This window comes from Kushneria aurantia DSM 21353 (assembly GCF_000382245.1).
In the GTDB taxonomy this organism is placed as follows: Bacteria; Pseudomonadota; Gammaproteobacteria; order Pseudomonadales; family Halomonadaceae; genus Kushneria; species Kushneria aurantia.
The window spans coordinates 1-5,775 of sequence record NZ_KB907911.1 but is presented as its reverse complement, the minus strand read 5'-3'; the positions used below and the strand labels follow the sequence as shown (position 1 = coordinate 5,775).

The 5,775-nt window shown below is 56.3% G+C and carries 6 protein-coding genes; 1 reads left to right on the top strand and 5 read right to left on the bottom strand.

Annotated elements, in window-relative coordinates:
* Positions 1-8: 8 nt before the first annotated feature.
* Genes H146_RS21630 through H146_RS0117800 form a run of 3 tightly spaced genes read right to left on the bottom strand, consistent with a single transcriptional unit; the run spans position 9 to position 3,393 of the window.
* Positions 9-1,085 carry a phosphoribosyltransferase-like protein gene (locus H146_RS21630; RefSeq protein WP_156826899.1) on the bottom strand — a complete coding sequence of 359 codons (1,077 nt, stop codon included), beginning with the start codon at positions 1,083-1,085 and terminating at the stop codon, positions 9-11.
* 29 nt (positions 1,086-1,114) lie between these two features.
* Positions 1,115-3,073 carry a TraI/MobA(P) family conjugative relaxase gene (traI, locus tag H146_RS0117805; RefSeq protein WP_019953231.1) on the bottom strand — a complete coding sequence of 653 codons (1,959 nt, stop codon included), beginning with the start codon at positions 3,071-3,073 and terminating at the stop codon, positions 1,115-1,117.
* A complete protein-coding gene (locus H146_RS0117800; RefSeq protein WP_019953230.1) occupies positions 3,070-3,393 on the bottom strand; it encodes a plasmid mobilization protein in 324 nt (107 codons plus the stop codon). Before H146_RS0117800 ends, traI begins: the two co-directional genes overlap by 4 nt.
* A gap of 166 nt (positions 3,394-3,559) precedes the next feature.
* Between H146_RS0117800 and H146_RS21625 the strand changes: the two genes are divergently transcribed.
* The gene (locus H146_RS21625; RefSeq protein WP_156826898.1) at positions 3,560-4,216 is read left to right on the top strand and encodes a plasmid fertility inhibition factor family protein; all 657 of its coding nucleotides are present in this window, start codon (positions 3,560-3,562) and stop codon (positions 4,214-4,216) included.
* Between the two features lie 23 nt (positions 4,217-4,239).
* Here H146_RS21625 and H146_RS0117795 read toward each other — a convergent pair whose 3' ends face one another.
* On the bottom strand, positions 4,240-4,596 hold the full coding sequence (locus H146_RS0117795) for a hypothetical protein (protein ID WP_019953229.1): 357 nt from the start codon (positions 4,594-4,596) through the stop codon (positions 4,240-4,242).
* A gap of 59 nt (positions 4,597-4,655) precedes the next feature.
* Positions 4,656-5,666 carry a DNA-binding protein gene (locus H146_RS0117790; protein WP_019953228.1) on the bottom strand — a complete coding sequence of 337 codons (1,011 nt, stop codon included), beginning with the start codon at positions 5,664-5,666 and terminating at the stop codon, positions 4,656-4,658.
* Positions 5,667-5,775 lie beyond the last annotated feature (109 nt).

Here is a 5,775-nt window from a genome sequence, read left to right as displayed (position 1 = left end):
AATGATCTTCAATTTTTTGTGCTCATTGGCCAGTATAAGGAGAGCCGAATTCGACTCCCCGGAAAAAATCGGGGTTTAGCAGGGGCGACTACTTCCTCTGGGTCAAGCTGTTCGTCGAAATCTGTGCGCGTGGCAGAGGTTTTTCGACGTGCGAACAATGGCGTCCAAGAATTGCTGAAGCTGTATAAGATTCGAGGGACGTTGTTAGGAGCACCATGCGCAAACGCAATCAGTGCCCCCGTGTTCTGAAAGCCTAGTGCACCTATAGGCCCTGATGATGGGGCATATTTTGTGCAAATATCTTTTATTTCTCTCGCTTGTTTTTCATCGAAAGATGTGTCTATCGTTGGGCATTCTGCAACAATCAAAACATCGGGTGAAAGGCGATGAGATTTAACTCTCTTTCTGCCAGCTGGCGTTGCGGAATAACCTACTACTCCAAAAGAAAGTCCATTCGATATACGTCCAGACCACCAGCTTTTGACAGAACAAACAGACCAAAAAGCATCTAAATATCTTTCTGCTCGCTCACCACTTCCGATAAGATCCGTGACCAATATTAGATTATTGATAGGCTTTTTTTTCTTGCGAAGTTGGTCAGGCCCCGGATGATTTACAAACTTTTTTGGAAACTCAAGGCATAATTCAGATACCAACTGCGCGACGATTCCTTCAGAACCCACCTCTGCTGGCTTTCCAGCATCTGGACGAATAGGATCTGGTCCTGGCCCATAAGCTCGCCTAGGCGGTATATCAGGTTGCAAAAATAGAGGTTCTGGAGGATGGTTCTTTGGTGGAAGCTCACGCTCTACGTATAGGCCAACGCGCCCGCCAACTTTTTCTGAAACCTGTAACAATCTCGTGCGAATTGACTCCGAGAACTGATCTCGAGATACTAGACGCATTGCTTGCAGCATTTTGACCATACTCCCTTGGGATTTAGGATCAAACTGTGCAAGCCACGCTTTAGTCGCACTATATTCAATAAACTTATTATTACCCGCCACCCGACCCTCCTTTAAATTTTTCTCCACGATGAGGATTTTAAAGCTGTTGATGTTCGCACCTACAGCGCTCTCAGACAAATATAACTTACTTCACATCCAGTAAGTTTTCATCTCAACTTAGTCGGCCGCTTGGCGACCGGTGCCAACACTTTCTGTTGCTTCTCAAGGCGTTCTTGCAGCTCGGGATCCGAGAGACGCACATGCCGTCCACCCTGGACTTCCAGCTTGATCAGCGCGTCGATGGCACGGCGCTTGAACTCATCGCTACCCGTCAGGCGGAGCTCTGGACCATAGGTGTCGATAGCCAGCTGCATCGCAGCCGTCACAGTCGTGTCGTCCGTTCGGTGAAGCTTGAGACCATTCCGCTGCTGGGTAACGACTCGTTCACCACCGCTGGTGTATAAGTCACAGAGCCCATTGCGTCGCCGGCGCCGTTCCCAGCCCAGCAGCACCTCGGCACCAGGGGCCAGCTCGATGTAGCCGACCATTGCCCCTGCTGGCCCCACTCTATCGTTCTTGGGCCGGTGCCGCGGGTCATGCCACGTGGCCACCTGCTGGATCGCATCACCGTCGCCACGCTTCGCCTGTTCTTCCACCCACTCGCGCCACTCGAGCGTAGCGTCTGCTTCCTGCTGGGCGTTGAACTGGCGAAGCAGGCGCAGCCTCTCGCCCTGGATCCGCCGCGCCTGCTGCCAATTCAGCTCCTGGATGTATGCGGCTCTTACCAACCCTGGCGGCATGTGCTCGTAGACTTCTTGTCGCTCAGCACGTACCTCGGCCCGGATGGCCCGGATAGAACGCCCGATGTCACGACGCAACGAGCGGTACGTTGGCCGCTCGGCACGATATGCCCGATAGCGCCGCTGCAGGCGCTCTGTAGCGTCCAGAGCTGTCCGCCGAGGGGTATCCTGGCGGTCGCGCGCATAAGCGCTTCCAGGAGCCTTCTTGGGCGGCTCATAGGGTCCCAGCCGTGCTTCCAGCTGGCTCTTGGCCAGCGCACGGTTCAGCTTGCTCGCTGCCATCTGCGGGCCATCGCGATTCGCTGGGGATATAGTTAGTCCCTGGCCGCAGGGCGTCAGCTGCAGGCCGTGCTCATCCATCAAGCGATGCAGTGAGGCCCAGTCACTGCGCGAGCGCCCCGACCACCGGGCGATGCGTTCGCCCAGGGCGTCTTTCACAGCCGCTGCGAAGGCCTGCGGATCCTCCGGGTAGCGTCGGTCTTGCGGCTCCTCTGAGGCCGCCTCAAACGCGCCCAGCACCCGCTCAAGGCGGGGCCTGGAAAATCGCTCATGCACCGCACTGGCCTTGATGGCAACAGCGGTACCGGTGTCGCTCACAGTCCGGAACACCAGGCCCTGGCCATGCTCCACGAGCTCCACGTCCATAGCATCCAGGACCTGGTGGATCTCCGACCAGGAAGCCGATTGCTCGCGCTCCAGGAGAGGCTTCATCACTGGCACCACATGCGTCTTGCACCACGCCTCAAACGTCAAATCCCCGTGCGCGTCTGCTCGCTGAGCAGGTTTACTTTCCGGCCCACCCTGGGGTGTTGCAGCCCATCCGTGACGGTCTTCTAGCTCGGTCATCAATTGCCCCAGGGTGTAGTAATCGTTGTAAGGGTGCTTCACCTTGTACGTGTCAGGATTGACCCTATTCACGGCCACATGAACATGGGGGTTATCAGTATCCCGATGGATGGCACTTAAATACTGGTGGCCACCAAGCCCCAAACGTTCTACCGCCTCTCGCGCACAGGAAAACATCGTCTCGTCGCCGGGGTCGTCACCTTCGGCCCAGGAGATAACGAAGTGGTAAATGGGATCCTCGACTCGAGGTTTCATGGCCACCACGCTCTCGAACTCCTGAACCAGGGTATCGAGATCAAAACCGTTGTGCTCGACGCTCACGCCGGTAGACAGCTGAGCGATCACAGTCCCATCAGGCTTCAACACTTCTTGGTCTTCGGCATCCAGCTCATCGGAACGAAGCTTATCGACAAGATACTCCTTCAGCGTCCTGAAGCTCGACTTCCCATCACGCCGACGATCACAGACATTCGCAATCACTGCTCACGCCCCAAGCGATGAATCGCCGCCTTCAGCTCCTGCAGTGTCGCCAGGTACTGACCGTCCGGATCGTCCCTGCCGCCTTCCAGGAACAAGTGCTTCATCAAGCCGCCCAGCCGGCGCAGCTCGTTGATGGCCTCATGGGTCACGACAGACTTCACGGGGTAGCCCATCGCGGTGTTGCGCACAAACTCCGAGGGGCTTCGGCAGTCGGTGGCTTTCACCAGCGCCTCCAGGCGCTCCTTCTCGTCCTGAGTGAGGCGCACGCTCAGGTGCTTATCGCGATGGATTCTGACTGGGCGTTCCTGTGGTGATGACATGACGTTCCCGTGAGCGGTAGCGAATGGGACATGGGGTCTCGGGGCGGAGCCCTGAGCAAGGTGCCGAGGTCGCCAGGGAGCGTAGCGACTGCCGCGACCGGGAGTGACACGAATGTGTTACGTAGGCATACCTTGTCCGGGTCTGTGCTCTCCGTTAGGATGGTAGATGTCATTCACATATGCTGCAATCGTCTGCGCACTCAAAAATCAACGGCGAATCAAGGAAGGGGTCATCATCTTGATGGCACCTGGAACAGGGTCAGGAATGCAGTCGCTTCACCAGATCATCAATCTTCCTTTCGGAAAGCGGGCGATTTTTCGCATCAGCACTGAAGAACGCGGCGACGTTTTCATGTGCACGGAAGGAGTCAGCAATCATGACACTTCGGTCGTCGAAGTAGATGCAGAGAAATTTCTTTCGTTATGGCAAAAAGAGCCCAACAGCCATACGCCTGAGCTGCTACATGGAAACCCAGAAAAATGGAAGCAGGACTACAAATTTCACCACGCAGAAGCCGGATTTTCTGGCGGTATAGACGACCCAGTTCCTCTCGCAGAGATTGGCTGCAACACTCACAAAAAATTGACAGCCGGATACAGAAGAAAATTTCTACTTTTAAAGCGACTTATAGGATACAGAAAGGAACAGTTCAATTACGTCAGCTTCTCAAACGGCATAACACGTACCATCTGGCTTCTGGCCTATGGGGCTCATCACTTTCCCGTAGAGTGCAGCACAAGCGAAGCCCCACTACTTCAACAATGTGCAGGGCTTCCAGGAGGTGAGGTGAAGACTATTGCTCAGTTATTGGCACCTCACTGAGCAGGTCCAGTGAAGTTTTCACATCACGATTTTGGCACCCGACGATACACCACCATGCCTGTGGGATGAAGGCTGAAGTCAAGATCAGAAGCTTTAAACTGTTGAGCAGTAACACCCTCGAAAATGGAGTCAAATAACCAAGCAGACATCGCTGCCTGGATAGCATTTTTTTCAACTTCTTTTTCATCATCCAACTTCACTGCATCAACCAGTTGTTTACCAAAAAATGGCACAGCGCCTTGCGCCCAAGCTTTCCCCTTCTCTTGCACCATGCCGACCCTTGGTTCAGCTATTTTGATCATGGCATCTGCATTGATCTCGGTCTGGTAGAAAACTACTTCTTCCTGTTTTTCGTCAAAAACCCGGACTTTAATAAGCATTTAATCTTCCTTGATGGTCACTGAGGTTCGATTTTTAACTACAAGGCTGAACCAGCCTATCACTCTCTCTTCTCTCCTTTCCCCTGCACCTCTCTGGACCGTGTCTTCGGCTCACCCTCAGTGGCGCCTCTAGACTCCTTCTCGGCAACTTGGGCAGCCTTCAAGGTCTCCAGCTGCCCTTGCAGGCTCGCCGACTTCTCCCTTGCCGTCGCCGCGTCCTGCTGGGCGGCCTGGACGCGAGTCTCGGCCTCCTGCGCGGCCTGGTGGGCTTCCTGGACTTGCTGCTCGGCAGCTGCCAAACGCTCGCGGTACTCGTCGCGTTGCTCTGCCAGAGCCTGGCGATGATGTTCCTGCTCTTCCTTGCGAGCCTCCTGCTCTGCCCGTAGCGCTTCGCCACGCTCCTGGGCACGGGCCTGAGCGGTCGCACTCTCGCGCTCCGCCTCGCCCAGCCGATAGCGCACGTCCTCCAGCTGCTTGCCAGTGGCCTTGGCGTCCTGGGCTGCCGCCGCCTCACGGGCTTCGGCCTGCTTACGGGCATCCACCGCGTCAGCTAGCCGTGCCTCGAGGCCAGAGATCTGCTCCCCGAGTCGAGCGGCATCGGCCTCGCGTTGCTGCTCAGCTTGCCGCTGGGCGTTCAGCGCATCTTTTGCCACTGCCTCGGCGTCCTCCAGCTGCTTGCGCATAGTGACCAGCTCCCGATCACGCTCCTCGGCCTCTGCCTCCAGGGTCTGAACCGCCTCGCGGGCTTCGGCCACCTCACCAGTGGCTTGCTCCTGAGCCTCATGTAACGCCTCACGCTCGGCGGCTAGGCGCCGCTCGGCTTCCTCGACAGCCGCCTGCCAGGCGGCCGCCTGGAGCTGCTGAACACGCTCGGCCAAGGCATCCGGCACTTGCACCTCGGCCAGCGCATGCTCTTGGGATTGCTGCTGACGCCAACTCTGCATCGCCTCACTGATCGTCGAGAACGAGCCGCCCCCGAGCGCGGCGCGGACACGAGAGAGCGTGGGACGCTCGCCCTGGGCGGCGATCTGATCAGCAGCGGCATGGATCTGCTCGATGGTGAGGGCCATGATGCAAGCTCCTTATGTAGTTTGTTGTATGTAGTATAATACAACATACAACAAATACAACATTCCTCGTTGTATTTTATCGACCCCGGATCACGCCCCATGGGACAGA

Bases quoted from the DNA above. Each gene is read 5' to 3' on its own strand.
- H146_RS0117800 (WP_019953230.1), bottom strand. From the start codon at position 3,393: ATGTCATCACCACAGGAACGCCCAGTCAGAATCCATCGCGATAAGCAC.
- H146_RS21625 (WP_156826898.1), top strand. From the start codon at position 3,560: ATGTCATTCACATATGCTGCAATCGTCTGCGCACTCAAAAATCAACGG.
- H146_RS0117795 (WP_019953229.1), bottom strand. From the start codon at position 4,596: ATGCTTATTAAAGTCCGGGTTTTTGACGAAAAACAGGAAGAAGTAGTT.
- H146_RS0117790 (WP_019953228.1), bottom strand. From the start codon at position 5,666: ATGGCCCTCACCATCGAGCAGATCCATGCCGCTGCTGATCAGATCGCC.